The organism is Pseudomonas sp. Z1-12, from assembly GCF_051132015.1.
Lineage (GTDB): Bacteria > Pseudomonadota > Gammaproteobacteria > Pseudomonadales > Pseudomonadaceae > Aquipseudomonas > Aquipseudomonas zanjanensis.
Genome location: NZ_CP071647.1, coordinates 5,812,884 through 5,829,835 on the forward strand (window position 1 = coordinate 5,812,884; position 16,952 = coordinate 5,829,835).

16 protein-coding genes are annotated in these 16,952 nt (G+C 59.0%); 9 read left to right on the plus strand and 7 right to left on the minus strand.

Features of this window, described 5'->3' with window-relative positions:
• Positions 1-95: 95 nt before the first annotated feature.
• Together rpmA and rplU are read right to left on the minus strand one after the other, a co-directional pair.
• Positions 96-353 carry a 50S ribosomal protein L27 gene (rpmA, locus tag J3P85_RS25370; protein ID WP_003176049.1) on the minus strand — a complete coding sequence of 86 codons (258 nt, stop codon included), beginning with the start codon at positions 351-353 and terminating at the stop codon, positions 96-98.
• Positions 354-388: 35 nt separating this feature from the next.
• Positions 389-703 carry a 50S ribosomal protein L21 gene (rplU, locus tag J3P85_RS25375; RefSeq protein ID WP_003176051.1) on the minus strand — a complete coding sequence of 105 codons (315 nt, stop codon included), beginning with the start codon at positions 701-703 and terminating at the stop codon, positions 389-391.
• 239 nt (positions 704-942) lie between these two features.
• Between rplU and J3P85_RS25380 the strand changes: the two genes are divergently transcribed.
• The 3 genes from J3P85_RS25380 to J3P85_RS25390 all read left to right on the plus strand — a co-directional run bounded on the left by J3P85_RS25380 (position 943) and on the right by J3P85_RS25390 (position 2,950).
• The gene (locus J3P85_RS25380; protein WP_072346139.1) at positions 943-1,911 is read left to right on the plus strand and encodes a polyprenyl synthetase family protein; all 969 of its coding nucleotides are present in this window, start codon (positions 943-945) and stop codon (positions 1,909-1,911) included.
• A 234-nt stretch (positions 1,912-2,145) separates the two neighbouring features.
• Positions 2,146-2,487 (plus strand): zinc ribbon domain-containing protein YjdM, encoded by a 342-nt coding sequence (locus J3P85_RS25385; protein ID WP_434703959.1) that lies wholly within the window; start codon positions 2,146-2,148, stop codon positions 2,485-2,487.
• A gap of 205 nt (positions 2,488-2,692) precedes the next feature.
• Positions 2,693-2,950, plus strand: coding sequence for a PA4570 family protein (locus J3P85_RS25390; protein WP_053125388.1), 258 nt, complete (start codon positions 2,693-2,695; stop codon positions 2,948-2,950).
• Positions 2,951-3,084: 134 nt separating this feature from the next.
• Here the strand turns inward: J3P85_RS25390 and J3P85_RS25395 are convergent, their stop codons facing one another.
• The 4 genes from J3P85_RS25395 to J3P85_RS25410 form a co-directional block, all read right to left on the minus strand.
• Positions 3,085-3,702: an FKBP-type peptidyl-prolyl cis-trans isomerase gene (locus J3P85_RS25395; protein ID WP_186709820.1), complete on the minus strand. Its 618-nt coding sequence runs from the start codon at positions 3,700-3,702 to the stop codon at positions 3,085-3,087.
• A gap of 204 nt (positions 3,703-3,906) precedes the next feature.
• On the minus strand, positions 3,907-4,395 hold the full coding sequence (locus tag J3P85_RS25400) for a TIGR00645 family protein (RefSeq protein WP_186709819.1): 489 nt from the start codon (positions 4,393-4,395) through the stop codon (positions 3,907-3,909).
• Positions 4,396-4,526: 131 nt separating this feature from the next.
• The gene (locus J3P85_RS25405; protein ID WP_186730510.1) at positions 4,527-4,868 is read right to left on the minus strand and encodes a hypothetical protein; all 342 of its coding nucleotides are present in this window, start codon (positions 4,866-4,868) and stop codon (positions 4,527-4,529) included.
• 329 nt (positions 4,869-5,197) lie between these two features.
• Positions 5,198-7,636, minus strand: coding sequence for a Lon protease family protein (locus J3P85_RS25410; RefSeq protein WP_186709818.1), 2,439 nt, complete (start codon positions 7,634-7,636; stop codon positions 5,198-5,200).
• 274 nt (positions 7,637-7,910) lie between these two features.
• Between J3P85_RS25410 and J3P85_RS25415 the strand changes: the two genes are divergently transcribed.
• The 6 genes from J3P85_RS25415 (at position 7,911) to lanM (ending at position 15,028) form a co-directional block, all read left to right on the plus strand.
• Positions 7,911-8,399 carry a DUF3015 domain-containing protein gene (locus J3P85_RS25415; RefSeq protein WP_030140293.1) on the plus strand — a complete coding sequence of 163 codons (489 nt, stop codon included), beginning with the start codon at positions 7,911-7,913 and terminating at the stop codon, positions 8,397-8,399.
• A gap of 87 nt (positions 8,400-8,486) precedes the next feature.
• Positions 8,487-10,340 (plus strand): Lnb N-terminal periplasmic domain-containing protein, encoded by a 1,854-nt coding sequence (locus J3P85_RS25420; protein ID WP_434703960.1) that lies wholly within the window; start codon positions 8,487-8,489, stop codon positions 10,338-10,340.
• A 101-nt stretch (positions 10,341-10,441) separates the two neighbouring features.
• Positions 10,442-10,798, plus strand: a complete 357-nt coding sequence (locus J3P85_RS25425; RefSeq protein WP_434703961.1) for a hypothetical protein — start codon at positions 10,442-10,444, stop codon at positions 10,796-10,798.
• Positions 10,799-10,868: 70 nt separating this feature from the next.
• Positions 10,869-11,360, plus strand: coding sequence for a GreA/GreB family elongation factor (locus tag J3P85_RS25430; RefSeq protein ID WP_434703963.1), 492 nt, complete (start codon positions 10,869-10,871; stop codon positions 11,358-11,360).
• 352 nt (positions 11,361-11,712) lie between these two features.
• Positions 11,713-11,871 carry a hypothetical protein gene (locus tag J3P85_RS25435; protein ID WP_434703965.1) on the plus strand — a complete coding sequence of 53 codons (159 nt, stop codon included), beginning with the start codon at positions 11,713-11,715 and terminating at the stop codon, positions 11,869-11,871.
• Positions 11,872-11,956: 85 nt separating this feature from the next.
• Positions 11,957-15,028 carry a type 2 lanthipeptide synthetase LanM gene (gene lanM / locus J3P85_RS25440; RefSeq protein ID WP_434703966.1) on the plus strand — a complete coding sequence of 1,024 codons (3,072 nt, stop codon included), beginning with the start codon at positions 11,957-11,959 and terminating at the stop codon, positions 15,026-15,028.
• Between the two features lie 187 nt (positions 15,029-15,215).
• Here the strand turns inward: lanM and ettA are convergent, their stop codons facing one another.
• Positions 15,216-16,880, minus strand: coding sequence for an energy-dependent translational throttle protein EttA (gene ettA, locus J3P85_RS25445; RefSeq protein WP_135847259.1), 1,665 nt, complete (start codon positions 16,878-16,880; stop codon positions 15,216-15,218).
• Positions 16,881-16,952: the final 72 nt, after the last annotated feature.

Genomic DNA, 16,952 nt, shown 5'->3' on the forward strand with positions numbered 1-16,952 from the left:
AGCGCCGACAGCCCATACAAACAGTTTTGCAAGAGACTCACCCCACAAACGAAAAAGCCCCGTCGCAAGACAGGGCTTTTCCAGCGATCTCGCAATTAAGCTGCGACAACGCTCACGTAACGGCGGTTGAACGCGCCCTTTACTTCGAACTTGATCACGCCTTCGATTTTCGCGAAGAGGGTGTGATCCTTACCCATGCCAACACCGTAACCGGCGTGGAATTGGGTGCCGCGCTGACGCACGATGATGTTGCCCGGAATGATCTTCTGGCCGCCATACATCTTCACGCCAAGGCGTTTGGCTTCTGAGTCGCGACCGTTACGGGTACTACCACCAGCTTTTTTGTGTGCCATGAGTTCAATTCTCCTAGTGAGGAATTAGGCTGAAATTAAGCCTGAATACCGGTGATTTTGATCTCGGTGTACCACTGGCGGTGGCCCATACGCTTCATGTGGTGCTTACGGCGACGGAACTTGATGATGCGGACTTTATCGTGACGACCTTGGGAGATCACTTCAGCCACAACGGTAGCGCCAGCAACGACTGGAGCGCCGATATTCACGTCATCGCCATTGGCGACCAACAGAACGCGATCAAAAGTCACGGATTCGCCGGTAGCGATTTCCAGTTTTTCGATCTTCAGGTATTCACCTGGGGCGACCTTGTATTGCTTGCCACCAGTAACAATTACTGCGTACGACATGGTATTTCTCCGATAATCCTGCTCACCCAGCGCTTTATAAGAAGAGGTATTGGCTGGCATGGCTGCATGGGCTGGAAGGCCCGGATGCAATTGCGTAAGGCAGGTGCTGCCCAGGAAGTTCAGGGTGCGCGATTGTACGCAAGCCGGTCGAGCCTTGCAAGTGGCCGTCTATCGCGCCTTGACAGGCCTGGACGTGGGTCCTAGCATGCCGCGCAACCCTTCTGGAGCGCCTGTCGCTGATGCAACCCCAAGCTTTCTACCGCGCAGTGGCGGACGATTTTAGTGCCGTCGACGGCATCATCAAGAAGCAGCTGACTTCCCGAGTGCCGCTGGTATCGAAAATCGGCGACTACATCACTTCGGCCGGCGGCAAACGCCTGCGTCCTTTATTGGTACTGCTGTGCGGCAAGGCCCTGGGTCGCGAAGGCGACGACATGCGCCTGCTGGCCGCCACCATCGAATTCCTGCACACCGCGACCCTGCTGCATGACGACGTGGTCGACATGTCCGGCATGCGCCGTGGCCGTTCGACCGCCAACGCCATGTGGGGCAACGCCCCGAGCGTGCTGGTGGGCGACTTCCTGTATTCGCGCTCGTTCGAGATGATGGTCGAGCTGGGCTCGATGCCGGTGATGAAGATCCTGTCCCAGGCCACGCGCATCATCGCCGAAGGCGAAGTGCTGCAGCTGTCCAAGGTACGCGATGCCAGCACCACGGAAGAAACCTACATGGAAGTCATCCGCGGCAAGACTGCGATGCTCTTCGAAGCCTCGACCCACAGCGCCGCCGCCCTGGCCGGTGCCAGCGCCGAGCAGAGCGAAGCGCTGCGCACCTTCGGCGACCACCTGGGCGTGGCCTTCCAATTGGTGGACGACCTGCTGGACTACAAGGGCGACGCCGAGACCCTGGGCAAGAATGTCGGCGACGACCTGGCCGAAGGCAAGCCGACCCTGCCGCTGATCTACACCATGCGCGAGGGCACGCCGGAACAGGCGGCGCTGGTACGCCAGGCGATCCAGAAAGGCGGGATCGAAGACCTCGAAAGCATCCGTGTCGCGGTCGAAGCCTCCGGCTCGCTGGAATACACCGCGAAACTGGCTCGGGACTACGTCGCCCGCGCAATCAAATGCCTCGATGCCCTGCCAGCCAGCGAATACCGCGATGCGCTGGTGGAACTGAGCGAATTTGCGGTCGCCCGTACGCATTGATTGCATGAAAACGGCGAGCTTTTGTGGCGAGGGAGCTTGCTCCCGCTCGGCGGCGCAGCCGTCGTAAAACCGGCTGACGCGATCCATCTGAATGATCGCAGCAATCCAATTGGGGCTGCTTCGCAGCCCAGCGGGAGCAAGCTCCCTCGCCACAAAAGCCCCGTATCACCCTCCTCGTAACAAAACCCTATATAATGTGCGTCCTTTTGCCCTCCTGATACCCAAGGAACCTTAGTGAGCACGTTGCCTCCCTGCCCGAAATGCAATTCCGAATACACTTACGAAGACGGCACCCAATTGGTCTGCCCGGAGTGTGCCCACGAGTGGTCCGCCAGCGGCGAAATTGAAGCGGCGTCCGACGACACCGTGAAGAAAGATTCGGTCGGCAACGTCCTGCAGGACGGCGACACCATCACCGTGATCAAGGACCTCAAGGTCAAGGGCACCTCACTGGTGGTCAAGGTCGGCACCAAGGTCAAGAACATCCGCCTGTGCGACGGCGACCACGACATCGACTGCAAGATCGACGGCATCGGCCCGATGAAACTCAAATCCGAGTTCGTCAGAAAAGTCTGATACTGCTGTATTCCATCCCATGCCCCGCGTGTGGGATGGCGCTTCACCCTCCCCGCTTCAGGCCTATTTCCCGGGCGTTAGCCAAGTGCCAGCCGTCTTGAGCTACCACAACCCATCGTCAGAAAAACAATCGGAACACCAATAGAGACTTGCTATTTAGCGAATAAGAATTATTCTCATCGAACCCATCAAGGAGATGAGAACCATGACGTATTTGATCGATGCCTGGCTGGACCGCCCACATCCCTACCTCAGGATCCTGCATCGGGAAACCGGGGAAGTCTGTGCGGTGCTTGAAGAAGAAGCCTTGAATGAGCTGCAGGACCAAGGAGACCTGGACCTCAACAGCCTCAATTCCAGTGAGCCGCTGGTGCTCAAGGAGCTGGTGCGCAATCTGTTCCTGTTCTGCTATGCCCGGGCGTTGCGCCCTGCGGGTGATTTCAGCGGCAGGTTTCACGGATGAGCATAAATAACCTGTGGGAGCGAGCTTGCTCGCGATGGCGGTGCGTCAGCAACGAGGATGTCGACTGACTATCCGCTTTCGCGAGCAAGCTCGCTCCCACAGTTTTTTGTCCGGCTGTAAAACCGGACAGGGTCTTACAGGACGTCCAACAACTCGACGTCGAACACCAGCACGCTGTGCGGTGGAATGCTGCCAACGCCTTGAGCGCCGTAGGCCAGTTCGCTCGGCACGTACAGGCGCCATTTGCTGCCGGCGTTCATCAGTTGCAGGGCTTCGGTCCAGCCTGGGATCACGCCGCCTACCGGGAATTCGGCTGGCTGGCCGCGATCGTAGGAGCTGTCGAACACGGTGCCGTCGATCAGGGTGCCGTGGTAGTGGGTACGCACCTGGTCTTCACGGGTCGGCTTGGCGCCTTCACCCTGGGTCAGCACTTCGAATTGCAGGCCGGAAGCCAGGGTGGTGATGCCTTCACGCTTGGCGTTTTCCGCCAGGAACGCGCGGCCTTCGCCAGCAGCGGCTTCAGCCTTGGCGGCTGCTTCGGCTTGCATGATTTCACGAATGACCTTGAAGCTGGCGGACATCTCGTCCTGGCCCACACGGCTTGGCTTGCCGGCGAACGCGTCGGTCAGGCCGGCCAGGATCGCGTCCAGGTTGACACCCGGTGGCGGGTTGTCGCGCAGTTGGTCGCCCAACTGCCGGCCAATGCCGTAGCTGACGCGGGTTTCGTCGGTGGACAGGTTAACTTCGGACATGATGCTGCTCCGCTGTGCGGACGGCTCGAGAAGTTGCCGTGTGTGCCACAGCGCCTCCCGGAGCGCCCGGAACCAAAAGGGCGAGCAGACTAGCACAGATGCCACGGCGGGTGACGAGCCCTCGCGCCAAAGTGCGGCGCCGGAAACGACAACGCCCGCCTGTGGCTCTACAGGCGGGCGTTGCATCAGCGCGGTCGACAGACCTCAGTGTTTGGTCAGTTTGTCCAGGTAGCCCATGGCAAACGCCGAGACCACGAAGGTCATGTGGATAATCACGTACCACATCAGGTGGTCGGGATCGACGTTCTTGGCGTCCATGAAGATGCGCAGCAGGTGGATGGACGAGATGGCCACGATCGAGGCGGCGACTTTCATCTTCAGCGACGAAGAGTCCATGGTGCCCAGCCAGTTGAGCTTTTCCTTGTCGTCGGCGATATCCAGTTGCGAGACGAAGTTCTCGTAGCCGGAAATCATCACCATCACCAGCAGGCCGCCCACCAGCGCCATGTCGATCAACGACAGCAGCACCAGGATCAGCTCGGACTCGGCCATGGAAAACACGTTGGGGATGACGTGGAAGACTTCCTGGAAGAATTTCAACGCCAAGGCCAGCAGGCCGAGGGACAGCCCGAAGTAGATCGGCGCCAGCAGCCAACGGGAGGCGTACATTGCGTTTTCGATAAAGCGTTCCATTGAATCTCACACCTGGGCTGAAAAATCGCGGCGAGTATATCAGCCATGACCAGCCCCACAAATGCCGGGCCCCTCCCTGGTTCCCGCCTTGTGTCAAAACTTTACTGCCACTGCCCGCGCGGTGCTGGCTTTCAATGCAGCGGACGAAACTCGAAGCCGCCGACGTTGCGACAACGGCCTCCATTGATTTCACGCAGTTGGGCCTGCATGTGCAAGGACCAGATCTGCGGGTCATCGGCCAGCTCATAGCCGTGCAAGGTCAGGCTTTGCACAATGGTATCGAGGATGGTTTCGGCGGCAGTCGGGCCGGGGAATGGCCCTTGGGCCTTGATGGCGGAGGGTTGTTCGCCCGCCATTCCGGCGGCGAAGAGCAAGGTCCACATACCGGTATCTCCCGCCAGCGGGCGGATGGCGCATTCGATACGGGTGACCAGACCCAGGCATTGACGAGTGAGGCAAAGGTTGCGCGACATGGCGGCGCCCCTCGGTAGATCCGGTATTCAGCCTCGGGAGGAGACTGTTTCGATCCAATGATGACTCTCGTTATCCTTGAGCTGAGGATAGAAGAAAAGTTCCGACCCCACGGGTTTTCGAGACCAGAATACGCCGAGCGGTCACAGTGTGAATATTGACGCCAAAGTGGTGGCACTTTTTAGCGATAATCCACAAAACAGTGTGGGAGCGAGCTTGCTCGCGATAGCGGTGTGACAGTCGAGAAAACCATGACTGAGACTCCGCTATCGCGAGCAAGCTCGCTCCCACAGTGGACTTCTACAGACGTCTTGCGGCCCTCAGGAAGAGATCAAGCCGGCTTGGCCTCCGCCAAGGCCTGCTGTGCCAGTTCCTTTTCCGCTTCCTTGATGTCGTCTTCGCTGATCATCTCCGCGATCACCCGCAGCCGCTCCACCACCCGGGCGTTGACGCTGCCCTCCGGGAACTCACCGTTTTCATCCGGCTCGCCGGCAGGCTCGCCCACCAGCAGGCTCAGGGCTTCGTCGGCCTGGCGCACCGCATAGACGTGGAACTGCCCGGCGCGCACGGCGGCCAGCACTTTCTCATCGAGCATCAATGTCGCGACGTTGGCCTGGGGAATGATTGCCCCCTGCTCACCGGTCAAACCCCGGGCTTCGCAGAGGCGGAAGAAACCTTCGATCTTCTCGTTGACCCCGCCCACCGCCTGCACTTCACCGAACTGGTTGATCGAGCCGGTGATGGCGAAGCACTGCTTCAACGGCGTCTTCGACAGGGCCGAGATCAGCGTGCACGCCTCGCCCAGGGACGCACTGTCGCCGTCCACATAACCGTAGGATTGCTCCAGGGCGATACTGGCCGAGATCGCCAGCGGGAATTCCTGGGCATAACGACTGCCCAGGTAACCGGTGAGAATCATCACGCCCTTGGAGTGGATCGGCTGGCCAAGGTTGACCTCCCGCTCGATGTCGACGATGCCGCTGCCGCCCGGGTACACCGTGGCGGAAATCCGTGCCGGCACGCCAAACGCCGAGTCGCCGACCTCAAGCACCGTCAATCCGTTGCATTTGCCCACCGCCGCACCTGCGGTGTCGATCAGGATGATCCCGGCCAGCATGTCGTCGAGGATCCGCGCCGAGACACGCCCGGTGCGGGTGGCCTTGGCCTTGAGCGCACGCTCGATGTGGCCGGCATCGGTCATTTCGTCACCGGCCAATTGGCGAATGAAATCCGCCTCGCTGACCAATTGGAACAAATCACCGATGCGCGCCGACAAGCGCCCCTGGTGTTCAGCCAGGCGGGCGCTGTAGGTCGCCAGGCGCGCCACCGCGTCGGCGGTCAGCGGCGCCATGCCTTCTTCCGAAGTGCGGGTCTTGAGCAACTGGGCGAACTGCTCCAGGCTCTCATCGCCCATCGGGATGTCTTCGTCGAAATCCACCAGCACGCGAAACATTTCCTGGAAGTCCGAATCCAGGTCCTGCAAGGCGTAATAGAGCTGGCGGGCGCCGATGATCACGACCTTGACCTGCAACGGGATGTGTTGCGGCGTCAGGGTCACCGTGGCCAGGCGTCCCATTTCACCCAGGGGCGATTCCATCTTCAGCTTGCGCGATTGCAGGGCGCGCTTGAGCGCATCCCATACGAACGGTTCGCTGAGCATTTTTTCCGCTTCCAGGATCAGGAAGCCGCCATTGGCCCGGTGCAAGGCGCCCGGACGCAGTTGTCGGTAGGTGGTGTAGAGCGCGCCCTGGTCGGTGCTGTATTCGATCCGGCCGAACAGGTTGTCGTAGGTCGGGTGTGGTTCGAATACCACCGGCGCGCCACCGCTGGACGGATGCCCGACCACGAGGCTCGGGGCGTATTGTTCCTCCAGCAGTTTGCGGGCGATGGCGTCGCTCTTGCTGTCGTCCACCAGTTGCTCGACCACGGTCTTGAGCAGATACACCTGCATGGCCTGCAGATAGCCGCAGACCGCAGCGTTCTCCGCGTATTTTTCCGACAGCGGCGCCAGCAACGGTTGCAGGGCCAGGGTGATGGTTTCTTCGTTGAGGTGGCGCAACTGGTTGCTGGACTCGCGCTTCCATTGCGGCAGGCTGGCGAGCTCTTCGTTCAAGCGCTCCTCAAGGCCAGAGATGTCCTCGTGGAAACGCTCGCGCTCGGCTTCCGGCAACTGGGCGAACTCCGCCTCGTCCAGGGCCTTGCCTTCGCTCATCGGCGTGAAGGCGATGTTGCTGCTGTCACGGTACAGCGCGACGTCCTTCTCCAGCGCCAGGCGCTCGATCACATCCAGGGCGCGGTCGTAGCGCTGGTTGAAGGCGCGGTCGATGGCGCTTTTCTTCTGCTGGTAGGACGGGTGCTCGAACACCGCCGGAAAGGTCGCCAGCAGGTTGTCGATCAAGCCGTTGATGTCACCGATGAACGCACCCGCCGTGCCCGACGGCAGTTCCAGGGCGCGGGGTTCGCGGGGCTCATCGAAATTGTTGACGTAGACCCAGTCCGCCGGGGTCTGCAGGCGCTTGCCTTCGGCCTTGAGGTAGCGTTTGACGAACGAAAACCGGCCGGTGCCGGGCTCGCCCATGACGAATACGTTGTAACCGGGGCGTGGCATGGCCACGCCGAACTGCAAGGCTTCGACCGCACGTTCCTGGCCAAGCACACCGCGGAAGGGCTCCAGATCATTGGTGGTAGAGAAGCTGAACTGTTCAGCGGAAAACGGACGGGTCAGCGCTTCGGGCGCTAGACGCAAGCTGGCAGCAACAGGATCAGGCATCGGGCTTCCTTACATCAGGCGGGGCAGATAGCGGCATTCTGGCGCTGCCTGTACCTGACTGGCAAGGAGCGCCTCTGACCAAAGCATAGCCAACGGAAAAACCCCGGGCAGGGCCCCGTAAAACGGTGATCACATGTAATGTTTTTGCAAAATGTCACGGAACCCTCGGATCGTGCCTAAACTCCAAACTGCGCGGCTGGAACAATAACCGGCCCACTGGCTGCTGTAGGGGCCAGACCCTGTCCATCGGTATGCACATAAAGAGAACATAGCTATGAAACGGATTCTTCTCGGTACTCTCTTCACCGCTGTATCCATCAACGCCATGGCTCAGGCGCCGGGCGGCCCGGATTGCGGCTGGGGCAACATGCTGTTCGAAGGTCAGCGTGGCACTCCGGCACACTTCCTGGCATCCACCACCAACGGCACGTCCGGTAACGCAACCTTCGGCATGACCTCCGGCACCAACGGCTGCTCGACCAACGCGGCACTGACCTACGGCGGCAAGTCCTGGCTGGCCATGAATGGGATGATGAACGAGCTGTCCGAAGACATGGCCAAGGGTCAGGGCGAAGCGCTGACCACCTACGCCGTGGTACTGGGCGTGGCGCCGGAAGACCGCGCGCACTTCTCCGCTGTGACCCACGAGCACTTCCAGCAGATCTTCAGCAAAGCTGATGTAACTGCCGAAGACGTGCATACCAACACCCTGGCCGTGCTGAAAAACGACCCACGCCTGGCCAAGTACGCCACTCAAGCTTAAGCTCGGCAGCACTCGCTCCTCTCGGGGAGCGGGTTTTCTTTTTGGGGCCCTTCGGTCTTTATTTTTCGACTTTCCAAGTAGCCGACTATGCTCAAACGCCTTGCCTGGCTGGCGCTCTGTGTGTGCGCCCCGCTGTCCGCCGCACCTCATGTCGACCCTCAACGTTTGCAGCAACTGGCCAACGACCGCTTCTGGATTTCCCTGGGCCACTACGAAACCGCCAAGCTCGGCGGCTGGCGCAGCTATATCAGCGACAAAAAATTCTTCCTCGCCCCCGATGGCAACGAACATCCCGACCGTGAACTGACCGCCACGCTGCAAGCCTTGTATGGCCCAGCCAACGCCGGCCAGCAACATGCCCAATGCGTCTACCCGGCGCGAACCCGCTGGCTGAAGGCGCAGCTCAACCTGGCAGACCTGCCGGCAGTCGATTGCAGCGATTTCACCCAGTGGTTCAAGGACGTCTCGCCCCACAGCGCGGTGATGATTTTCCCGGCCGCGTACCTGAACAGCCCGTCCTCGATGTTCGGCCACACCCTGTTGCGCATCGACCAGGCCGACGTACAAAGCGACAAGACTGCCCTGCTCAGCTACGCAATCAACTTCGGTGCCTACATCGAAGGCTCCGACAACAGCATCCTCTATGCCTGGAAAGGCCTGATGGGCGGTTACCCCGGCCTGTTCGCCCTGGTGCCGTACCAGGAAAAACTCTCCGAGTACCGTAGCCTGGAGAACCGCGACCTGTGGGAATACCGCCTCAACCTGAGCCAGGCGGAAACCGAGCGCATGGTCGGGCATGTCTGGGAACTCAAGCAGATCCAGTTCGACTATTTCTTCTTCGACGAAAACTGCTCCTATCGCCTGCTCGAGTTGTTGCAAGTGGCCCGCCCCAGCCTGCGCCTGACCGAACAATTCCCGCTGACGGCGATTCCCACCGACACCGTCAAGGCGGTGAAGGAAGCCGGCCTGGTGGAAAGCATCCAGTATCGGCCGTCCCGGGAACGGGAACTGCTCAGCCGCGCCGAACCGCTCAGCGATGATGAGCAGCAATGGGTACTTAAGGTCAGCGCCGACCAGCAGCAATTGCAAACGCCGGCCTTCAAGGCGCTGCCGCGTGAGCGCCAGGCGTTGATCATCGATGCGGCCTATCGCCTGGAGCGCTATCGCGCCAACGGCCAGGAACGTGATCCGCAACGGGCCCAGCGCAGCTTCGAACTGTTGCGGGCGATCAACCAGAACCCCGCGCCAGAACTCGAGATCCCGCAACCGGGCCTGCCCGAGGACGGTCACCAATCGCGCACCTGGCAGGCCGGCCTCGGCACGCGGGGGGACCGGGCATTCGGCGAATATGGCTTGCGCATGGCCTATCACGACCTCAACGACAATGCCGAGAGCTTTCCGCTGGGGGCACAGATCGAAATCCTCCAATTGAAGCTGCGCCAATACGAGGGCAACGACTGGCAGGTGCAGCAACTGGACCTGGCGACCATTCGCTCCCTGACCCCGCGCAACGAGTTGCTGCAGCCACTGTCCTGGCAGGTCACCGGCGGCCTGGAGCGGGTGCCGGGCAAACACGACGATGAAACCTTGGTCAGCCACGTCAACGGCGGCGCAGGCGGCACCTGGGCGCTGGGCGACGATGTGCTGGGCTTTGCCCTGGGCACGGTGCGGGTGGAACACAACAACGATTTCGACCAGTTCATCGCCCCGGCCGCCGGTTTCAACAGCGGTGTGCTGTGGAAAAACCCGCTGGGCAACCTGAGCCTGGAAGCCAAGGGCGATTATTTCGTCAACGGCGAAGTGCGCCGTAGCCTGAGCCTCAATCAGCAATGGGAACTGTCCCGCAACCTCGGCCTGCGCCTGAGTGCCCAACGGGAGTTCAGCCAATTGGCCTCGCCGGAGAACGAGGTGATGCTTGAGGTGAAGTGGTATCACTACTGACCCTGGCCTGCGCAACCAACGGATTGATCACCCTGCTTTCACGTCTCTGCGACGAATCCACTTCTAGACTTCTTGTAGGCAGGATTCGCAGGAAAACGAAAATGAAGCGCGCGGCGATGGTACTGGGTGTGCTGATGTTGCTCGGTGGTTGTGAAACAACCCACGAAGACCTGATCGCCCGGGGCTATCCGCCGGCGTTCGCCGACGGCTACGACGATGGCTGCAGCAGTGGCCGGCAAGCGGCCGGGGTGATCACTGGCCAATTCAGGAAAGACGTGCCGCGTTACCTGAAGGATGCACGCTACGCCGAAGGTTGGAGCGACGGCTTCCGCCAATGCCAGGCGATGCGTGAGAGTGAAGAGCGTAACGCCTACCGCGAGCGCCATTGGGACGAACGCGAACGGGCCTGGCAGCAACAGAAGGACCAGGACGCCGCCCGGGCTTATCGCTCGCAGTAAGTCGCGTACAGACATCCGTCGAAACCAAAACCCTGCGACCATGGCCCAAACTCCAACAAGAGGAGGTTTCATGAGCCGCGCTTTCGTCAACGAAGACAACGCCGCTGCCCAGGCCGACCAGCCGGTCGAACGCCAGGTCAGCGCGCAACCCAATTACGTCACGCCCACCGGGCTAGCCCAGCTTCAAGCCCGGGTCGCCGAATTGCAGGCCTTGCACGGCCAGCAGGTGACCCTAGGGGATCTGGCGGACAAACAACGGATCGCCGACCTTGAACGGGATCTGCGCTACTTTAAACAGCGTCTGCTAAGCGCCCAGGTCGTTGCGCCGACGTCGTCCGATCAGGTGCGAATCGGGCACTGGGTGACCTTTGTCGATGAACACGATCAACAGCAGCGAGTGCAGTTAGTGGGTGAAGACCAGGCCGATGCGGCCAGTGGATTGATCAACTGGGGCTCGCCGCTGGGGCGGGCGTTGTTGGGGGCGAAAGTTGGGGATGAAGTCACATGGACGCGACCCTTGGGAGATCTCGCCATCGAGATCGTGGCGATAGATTTCCAGTGATGTTGCCGGCCTCTTTGAGCACAATTAAAAACCCCAACATCAAAACACCACAACAACTTGTTACTTACCGTAGCCACATGTAACCGCAACATGGAGTCATAACAACAAGTTTGCGTTAAATCGGCACCATGCTACTGTTTTTCCCGCGCCCCAATCGGCGCGCATTACAACAACAAAGGAAAGACACTAATGAGCTAACACATACTGGCCATGCCAGAATGGATCTGCACAACAGGTCTTTGATAAGTCCTAATCCCCTATAAAACAACTCCATCAACCTCCTACAGCTCGGATGCGTTTACTCGCACGCCATTGACTGTATGTGATGTTGATAACTGATGAGGAAAACATCATGAGCGAACAAATCCTGAACATGTCCGGCGATTTCTATAGCGAATTCGACGCTTATCAAGCGCCCGCGAACAACCTCGGAGGAATGCTGGCAACCACGATGGAGTGCAATACCTTTGGCACGTGCACCAACATTGGATGTTCGACACTCGGGTGTTAAGCCCGGCTAACTGACCCTCTCAACAGGCAATACCTATAAACATAGAGCAGGCATTGCCTGCTCTATCCATGCCAGGAGCCACGGCATGCTTGTTAACGCTTTGAAGTTGGATCAACGAGGGAAGTACAGAGGTTCTTCCGAGGGTGCCATCGCTCTTTTTGAAAACAACCTGAACCGCCTGCATGCAGATGACCAAACCTTGCTGAATCACTTTGGGTTGAACAAGGAACAACTGGTCTCGTATATCAGGGAACCCATCAGCCCGCAGGGCTTGCCCACCGATGGCGAAAGCATGTTGAGCGCCTTGAAGGAAAAGCTCACTCACCTCGACAGCCTTCATGTCGAAACGAAAGAAAGCTCGGACGGCAAGGATAATTTTTACTGGTTCAGCTATCGTTTTTATCTTTATTTCGTCGACACATTCAAGGCCGATGAGCGTTATTTCAATGCGTCAACGTACATTGATGAACCCGCCTTTTTTGCAAGCCTTGAACGCTATGTCCTGACCCGCGTGGGGCGCACGGCAGAACAAAGCCTGGTGCATTATTTGAACACGCAGATTGCGGACGGCGATGACATTGACTTGAACGGATTCAATGCGCATCTGCGCACGTCGCCGTTGCTGGTTTTTTTTGAATCCTACCCAGTGCTGGCCGTACTGCTGCTTGATCTGCTGGACGACACCATTCATTACCTTTATGCAGTCATTCAACACTTCGCCGACGATGCTCAAGCGCTGGAGAGGGAGTTTTCGATCTCATGTCGGAAAATCGAGGCTATCGAGCTCGGCCTGGGTGACCCCCACGGTCGCGGCGAAACGGTCTGCCAAGTCAAAATCAGCACCACCTCATTGGTTTACAAGCCAAGAGCAAGCCGGGAAGCGCTTTTCTTCTATCGTCTTCTTGGACAATTGCGTGAATGGACAGGCGCGGACTGTTTTTCTATCCACACCCCAAGGATTCTCAGCCGCGAGCGACATAGCTGGGTAGAAAAAGTCGACAACCTACCTTGTGACAGCGAAGCAGACGTTGGACTGTTCTATCAAAAAATGGGGGCACAAATGGCCGTCATTCATGCGCTGAACGGAATCGACTTTCACTACGAAAATATTATCGTCTGCGCAAACAGTCCGGTCATGATTGACCTCGAGTGCTTGTTCACCGCCTCCACCAGCGACCTGCTCACAGACCTGCCCGCCGGCTGTGCACTGTCCAATAGTTTTAAATGGGTCCAGCAGTCAATATGTTCCAGTGGCTTCGTACCTTTTTCACAACAACCCGATAACGATCAAAGCGGCCTGACCCGACAAGCGCTATTCATCTCGACGCGCCCTTCCCTGGTTTTTGAGGGTGGCTTTTACCATTTGCGTAAAGTTGAGTTCGAACACCACCTGATGCAAAAACATTTGCCGCTTTGGCAAGGTGAGCGCAAGGGACCTGAAGCGTATAAAGCAGAGCTTCTCCAAGGCTTTGACTATGCCTATGGCGAACTCATGGTTCATCGGCGCGCGGTCATGCAGATGCTTGAACAATCAGCAGGTGAACTGTCGACCCGGGTACTGCTGAAGAACTCTCAGCGCTACGCTGATTTTATTGGGCTGATCCGTCACCCACGCTTTACACAAAACATGCTCGACAGAGAACTTCTGCTTGCGACCTTGTGGAAGGACTTGAAAGAACCTTACCGGGAAAAGGGCATTCCCCGCTATGAAATAGCTGATCTGCAAAGGTCCAGCATTCCGTGCTTTACCATGCCGCTGAACGCCAGCTATTTTACGAGCGCGCAAGGTGAAACCATCGACATGACGCCCCTGGAGCCACCGCTAAAAAGTTGCCTACAAAAAATAGCCAACCTGTCCCGCAAGGACTGGGCCTTGCAACGCACCTTGCTCGAAATCTGCTTGTTTCCAGAATCGAATGGGCATCCGCCATCGGGTATCAAGCAGACGCTGGCGAACCTTGAAAAGAAGGCCCTCGACGCGGTTCAGAGCATCAGCGCCCGTCTTGAAGAACTGGCGATAGTGGGCGCAGCACAGGATATAAGCTGGCTGTCTTTCCATACGCACTCCACGACGCAAAGAAAATACCCGTCGCCAATGGATCACGGCCTGTACTCCGGTATCGCCGGGATTGGCCTGTTTTACCTGAGCCTGTTCAAGGTGAGCGGCAAGCCGCACTTTCTGTCGCGCATGGATCAGGTCCTGTACTCACTCGAACAGCGCTTCGGTTTTTTCAAAACCGATTTGACGCTCAGCGCATATCACGGGCTGGGGGCTTACCTCTATTTGCTCATCAATCGTCGCCAAGTCACTGGAGACGCCCGGCATGATGAGAAGATTGCTGGCCTGCTGAGCCAACTGATTGAAGTGCATCCTGAAGACTATGATTTCGACTTTCTGGGAGGCTGTTGTGGCGCTGTGACGCTGCTGGCCAATATCCATGCGCTTTCTGCGCAAGAGGATGTGCTGCCGGCCATCCAACGCATGGTCGACTACATCAAGGATCAAATCCTGATTGAAGACGGCCAGCTTCTGCGGCGGGATGATCGCTCCGTCATTTTGACGGGCCTGTCCCACGGACTCTCGGGTGTCATCCACGCATTGTGCAAGGCCTATGATGTGACGGGCGACGTAACGCTGGTGCCCTTGGCCATCCAGGTGCTGGAAGGTGAAAACCGCTTGAGTCGGGACGGTTTCTGGCTGGATCTTCGAAACCTCGGGCCCCTGGACCATGCGTCCAAGTGGTGCCACGGCGATGGAGGCATCCTCATCGCCAGGCGACAGTTCATGGCGTCGATGGGGGACGCCCTGGATGAAGCGACCCGACAGACAGTGCTCGACGATATAAAGCGGTGCGAGAACAATCTCTGGCAACACGGGTTTGGCGACGGCTACAACCTTTGCCATGGCGATTTCGGCAATCTGATCTGCCTGTATGACTTGTATCGGCATTCAGATAATCCCGAGGGGATCGGCAGAGTCAGAAAAGCGCTCAAGGAAGTCACCCGGCAGTTTTTCGAAGGCCCCTTTCTCGACAGCGATCGGGTTCCCGACGTCAGCCTGCTGACGGGGATTACCGGCGCAGGTTATGCCTTGCTGTACGAGATCGATCCGACAATCCCCAACATACTGTCGCTCGATTTCGCTGTGCCCGCTTAAAGCAAGCTGACAATGCCTGTGGGGGCGAGTTTGCTCGCGATAGCGGTGGCTCAGTCAACCTCAATGTCCCTGATCCGACGCCATCGCGAGCAAGCTCGCTCCCACATTTCTGATCTGTGGTGAAGGCCGTATTGCGCCCATGAAAAACGGAGCCCGAAGGCTCCGTTTTTTTATGCAACCGACCGAATCAGGCCAATTTCTTGTGCCGTACGCGATGGGGCTGGGCAGCGGCTTCGCCGAGGCGTTTCTTGCGGTCGGCCTCGTACTCGGTGTAGTTACCTTCGAAGAACACCGCTTGCGAGTCGTCTTCGTACGCCAGGATGTGGGTCGCCACGCGGTCGAGGAACCACCGATCGTGGGAGATCACAATGGCGGCGCCCGGGAAGTCCAGCAAGGCTTCTTCCAGGGAACGCAGGGTTTCGACGTCGAGGTCGTTGGACGGTTCGTCGAGCAGCAGGACGTTGCCGCCCTCCTTCAGGGTCAACGCCAGGTGCAAGCGACCGCGCTCACCACCGGACAGGTCCTTGACGAACTTCTGCTGGTCGCCGCCCTTGAAGTTGAAGCGGCCCACGTAAGTGCGCGACGGGATTTCATAATTGCCGATGCGGATCTGGTCGGAACCGTCGGAGATCTGCTGGAACACGGTCTTGCTGCCGTCCAGGTCTTCGCGGCTCTGGTCAACGCAGGCCAGTTGCACGGTTTCGCCGATCTCGATGCTGCCCGAATCCGGGGTTTCCTTGCCCATCAACATGCGGAACAGCGTGGATTTACCCGCGCCGTTACCACCGATCACACCGACGATGGCGCCTTTGGGCATGGAGAACGACAGGTTGTCGATCAGCACGCGGTCGCCGTAGCCCTTGCTGACGTTCTTGAACTCGATGACCTTGTCACCCAGGCGCGGACCGGCCGGAATGTAGATCTCGTTGGTTTCGCTGCGCTTCTGGAATTCCTGGGACTGCATTTCCTCGAAGCGTTGCAGACGTGCCTTGGATTTGGACTGGCGGGCCTTGGCGCCTTTGCGCACCCACTCCAGTTCTTCCTTCATGGCTTTTTCATGGGCCGACTGCTGCTTGGATTCCTGGGCCAGACGATCGGACTTGGCTTCCAGCCAACCCGAGTAGTTGCCCTCGTACGGAATGCCCGCGCCGCGGTCGAGTTCGAGAATCCAGCCGGCGACGTTGTCCAGGAAGTACCGGTCGTGCGTGATCGCCACCACGGTGCCTGGGAAGTCGTGCAGGAAATGTTCGAGCCAGGCGACGGAATCGGCGTCCAGGTGGTTGGTCGGTTCGTCGAGCAGCAGCATGTCCGGTGCCGACAGCAGCAGGCGGCACAGGGCCACGCGGCGCTTCTCACCGCCGGAGAGGTGTTCGACCTTCGCGTCCCACGCCGGCAGGCGCAGCGCATCGGCGGCGACTTCCAGCTGGCGTTCGAGGTTGTGGCCGTCGCTGGCCTGCAGGATCGCTTCGAGCTTGGCCTGTTCGGCGGCCAGCTTGTCGAAATCGGCATCCGGGTCGGCGTAGGCGGCGTAGACCTCGTCGAGACGCGCTTGGGCGTCCTTGATCACGCTGACCGCTTCCTCGACCACTTCACGCACGGTCTTGGTTGGGTCCAGCTGTGGCTCTTGCGGCAAGTAGCCGATGTTCAGGTCCGGCATCGGACGGGCTTCGCCGTCGAATTCGTTATCGACGCCGGCCATGATTTTCAACAGCGTGGACTTACCCGAACCGTTGAGGCCCAGCACGCCGATCTTGGCGCCAGGGAAGAAGGACAGAGAAATGTTTTTCAGGATTTCCCGCTTCGGCGGAACAACTTTGCTCAGCCGATGCATGGTGAAGACGTATTGAGCCATGGTGAACCTAGCGTCAGTGACAGGTGAAAAGAACGAGCCAGGCCATGCGCGGCGCTGGCTCTTGACGATCAT